The following is a 4,128-nucleotide window of genomic DNA, read 5'->3' on the forward strand; positions in this document are numbered from 1 at the left end:
AGAGAAGTTAAGCCCGTTAGCGCCGATGGTACTGCCCTTGGGTGGGAGAGTAGGTCGATGCCGAATTTAGAAGAGAGGGCGAGTTCAAGTGACTCGCCCTTTTTTTATATTGTCTCGTGGAGAACCTGTAACCTGTCAACTTGTAACTTGCCGCAGGTAATTTTTTTCATTACCTTTGTGTGTATGAGAATTCGGACAAATATAATATCGATAGGATTAATCTTGTTAGCTTTATTCATTGCCGCTATTTATTTAATAGGGGAAAAGATTAGTGACGTGGGGAACGATATGAATAATGCGAATGCACGAGAGGCTTGTCGATACCGGGCAGAATCTGTTGCATATGAATTTAAGAAAACCGAAGAATTACAGCGATTGGCGAGAGAGTTTTTTGGGAAAAGTGAATCTTACCGGGAGCAGGATTTATTTTCGCTTTTGAAGACGATGCAACAATTGGACCCGAAATTAAGTAGAACTTGGTTTTTCAGGGGTACCAATGATTCTCTACGGTTGTTGGAACGGAATAGTTCCGAGTTACGTAAGATGAAACTTTCCGGGATCGAGTTAAAGTATATGTATACCTTATTGGATTCACATGCGGATCACCATTTTAGTGGTACGTACCACGAGGATGGAAAGACTTACTGGACGACAATCGAGGCTATTGAACCGACAGCGACCCGGCGTATCCTTTTTGGATTTGATATCTCGTTGACAGACTTACATTCATATTTTGCAGAGGTTACAGGAAAGGTGTCAAGTTACGTGTTTATTGTAAATGAACGGGGTATATTACTTTCGCATCCCGATGAAAATTTATTGGGAACCTCACCTTTCCAAAAAGAAGAGTTGGATTCTATCAAGGAAGTATTAAAAAGTCAGAGTGAATTGGAAATTATGGTTCATTCTAATTTTCTGTCTTCACAGGTGCTTCGAATTTACTATCCCTTACTTGTCGGGAGTGAAAAGTGGGTGATTGCCGTTAACGTGCCGCAGTATGGAAATCGGGAGATATTGGATGAATTTCATCGTTACACGGCGATGATTGCCTTGATTACAGTAGTTATATTCGCAATTTTGTTACTTTTTGCCCAGCATAAATGGCGTAAGGAATACCGTTTGCGGCGTAGTTTGGAACAGGAGTCTATGGAACTGCATTTACAACAGTTGAAAAATCAGATTAACCCTCACTTTTTGTTTAATTCCTTGAATTCCTTGAGTGTGTTAATTGGTTCGGATTCGACTTTGGCGAGGGAATTCGTGTTGAAGTTATCAAAGGTGTATCGCTATTTGCTGGAGACAAGAAACGAAAGCTTGTCCACGGTGAAGGAAGAGATCGAGTTTACCCGGCAATATTATTTTTTGCAGAAGATTCGTTTTGGGGATCAGTTGGATTTGTCCATAGATGTGAGACCGGATTGTTTGGAAGCAAAGGTTCCTTCGATCAGTTTACAGATGTTAGTAGAGAACGCTATAAAACATAATCAGGTGACTTTACAAAATCCCTTGCATATTAAAATTTATGATCGGGATGAATGTTTAATCGTGGAGAATAATTACCAGCCCCGTGCAGAATCTAGCGAGGAGTCCATGGGCGTGGGTTTCGAACGCATTCAGGCCATTTATGACTTTTATTCTGGTGAGAAATTTGTATGTGATTGTGAAAATGGATGTTACGTTTGTCGACTACCTCTTTTAAAAAATCGTTTATAACAAAAAATCGATGATTCACTCCTTTTTTTCGGGGTTTCACTCCCCTTTTATTTTTATTGATTGAAATCTGTCTTATCATTGTAAAGAATCAGTTAACCAGATAGATTTAATGAATAAAAGAAGTATGGTAAGAACAAAAACATTCATTTTAGGTGCGATAGCCCTTGTTGCCCTATCATTATTGTCAGAACCGGGATATTCTCTGGAAAGACGAAAGAAAAAACATGCCAAGGATACAACGGAAGTGTCTAAACCGGATGCTTACGGGGATTTGGTGAAAAAAGCCAAGATTACTGAAGGTATGGTAAAGATTTTAACGGTTGAGAATGATTACTATTTCGAGGTGGCTGATTCGTTGATGGGACGTGATCTTCTAATCGTTAATAAAGTGTCGGGAGTACCTTACGAGTTGAATGATGCAGGCTTGAATAGAGGAATGGAGTCGAATGACAAGCTCGTGCGTTTCTATAAAGATAAATCTATGAACAAGGTGTGGGTGACAACTTACAATGGAAAGGTAAGTGTACCCGAGGGAGATGCGATCAGTGAGTCTGTGAAGGCCAATTATCGCGAGTCCGTGATCGAGTATTTCCCGATCGAGGCTTACGGGAAGGATTCGACTTCTGTGGTTATCAAGGTGAACAAGATTTTTGACGGAAGTGAGAAAAGTTTTAATGATATATATAATGAAATTGCTTTAGGCGGTTCGGTAAAAAAGGACTTGTCGAAGATATTGGGCGTGAAGGTTTTCCCCAAGAATGTGGTGGTAAAGGCGTTAATGACGACGCAGGTGGTTGATGGCGGCGTGGCGGTACCTCTTACGGTTGAAACGACAACAAATTTGGTGTTATTACCTAAGGTTCCTATGAAGCCACGTTTCGCCGACCCCCGTATAGGCTTTTTTGCCACGGAGCATATTTATTTTACAGACGAGCAACAGCAAGTGGAAAAACGGGAATTCGTTCATCGTTGGAGATTGGAACCAAAACCGGAAGATATAGAGAAATATAAAAGAGGAGAGGTCGTAGAGCCTGTGAAACCGATAGTGTTTTATATAGATCCTTCTACCCCGAAACAGTGGAGAGAAGAGATTAAAGCAGGAGTTCGGGATTGGCAGGCCGCATTTGAGGCAGCGGGTTTTAAAAACGCTGTGGTCGCGAAGGATGCACCGGAAGGTGATGAAGATTTTGACATAGACGACATTCGTTATTCGGTCATCACCTATGCGGCATCCCAGCAGGCTAATGCAATGGGGCCGTCCGTGGTTGATCCCCGTTCAGGAGAGATTATCGAGGCAGACGTGGTTTGGTGGCATAACGTGATGTCATTATTACATACTTGGATGCGAGTACAGACAGCACCGATAGATCCGAGAGCCCGTGCAAATAAATTGAGCGACGAGCATATGGCCAGTGCTATCCGCTTTGTTTCTTCTCACGAGGTAGGGCATACTTTCGGGTTGAAACATAACATGGGTGCTTCTCATGCTTTCCCCGTGGATTCTTTGAGATCCCCGAGCTTTACGGCAAAAATGGGTGGAACGGCAAGTTCTATCATGGATTACGCGCGTTTTAACTACGTGGCACAACCGGGTGACGGGGTAAAGGAAATTACTCCTAAAATCGGGACGTATGACAAGTTCGCAATAAACTGGGCTTATCGTTGGCTAGACACGGAGACACCTCAAGAGGAGTTGCCGATATTGAATGAATGGATTCAAGAGCATGAAGGAGACCCGATGTATTGGTATGGCGAGCAACAAGACCCGAAAGATCCGATCGATCCTCGTTCTCAGGATGAAGACCTTGGAGATGACATAGTGAAAGCCAATCGTTACGGGATTATGAATCTGAAACGGATTGTTCCGAATATTGTCGCATGGACAGAGGAAGACGGAGAATCTTTCGCGGAGGCAGGAAAATTATTGATGGCGGTGATTAACCAATGGAAGATGTATGCCGGGCATGTTACAGCTAACGTGGGAGGTATTTATATCAACAACCCGGTGAAGGGAAGTCCGGAAGATCGGTATATCCCGGTGCCGAAAGAGATTCAGAAGGAGAGCGTGAAGTACTTGATTGAAGAGGTGTTTATCGTTCCGGAATGGTTGTTCGGTGCTGAGGTCTGGAAGAAGAGTTACCCGATCCAGATGGGCGTGGAATATTCTCCTTACACGGTTGCACGAGAGTTGCAGTACGCTACATTCTATAATCTGTTGAAGGACGAGCGTTTGTTGCGTATGTTTGATTCTGAAGCGACTTTAGGCCGGGCGAAGAGTTACACGCCGGAAGAGATGTTCGCGGATATTCATAACGTGATATTTGCCAGCAGTAAGGCTGGGCGTAACTTATCTATCTACGAGCGGATGACACAAAAGAATTTTGTCGATGCGATCATCGTTAGCTCGAATAGGGC

General features: G+C 43.0%; 2 protein-coding genes. Both read left to right on the plus strand.

Going from position 1 to position 4,128, the window contains the following annotated elements:
• Positions 1-183: 183 nt before the first annotated feature.
• Positions 184-1,713: a histidine kinase gene (locus AB5542_RS06770; protein WP_087422518.1), complete on the plus strand. Its 1,530-nt coding sequence runs from the start codon at positions 184-186 to the stop codon at positions 1,711-1,713.
• A gap of 124 nt (positions 1,714-1,837) precedes the next feature.
• On the plus strand, positions 1,838-4,128 hold a 2,291-nt coding region (locus AB5542_RS06775; protein WP_368243021.1), incomplete at its 3' end, for a zinc-dependent metalloprotease.

Source organism: Butyricimonas sp. RTP31003st1_G1_RTP31003_210430 (assembly GCF_040920905.1).
Taxonomy (GTDB): Bacteria; Bacteroidota; Bacteroidia; order Bacteroidales; family Marinifilaceae; genus Butyricimonas; species Butyricimonas paravirosa.

What these genes read in the sequence shown, in the direction of transcription:
- AB5542_RS06770 (WP_087422518.1), top strand. Translation starts at nt 184, where the DNA reads ATGAGAATTCGGACAAATATAATATCGATAGGATTAATCTTGTTAGCT.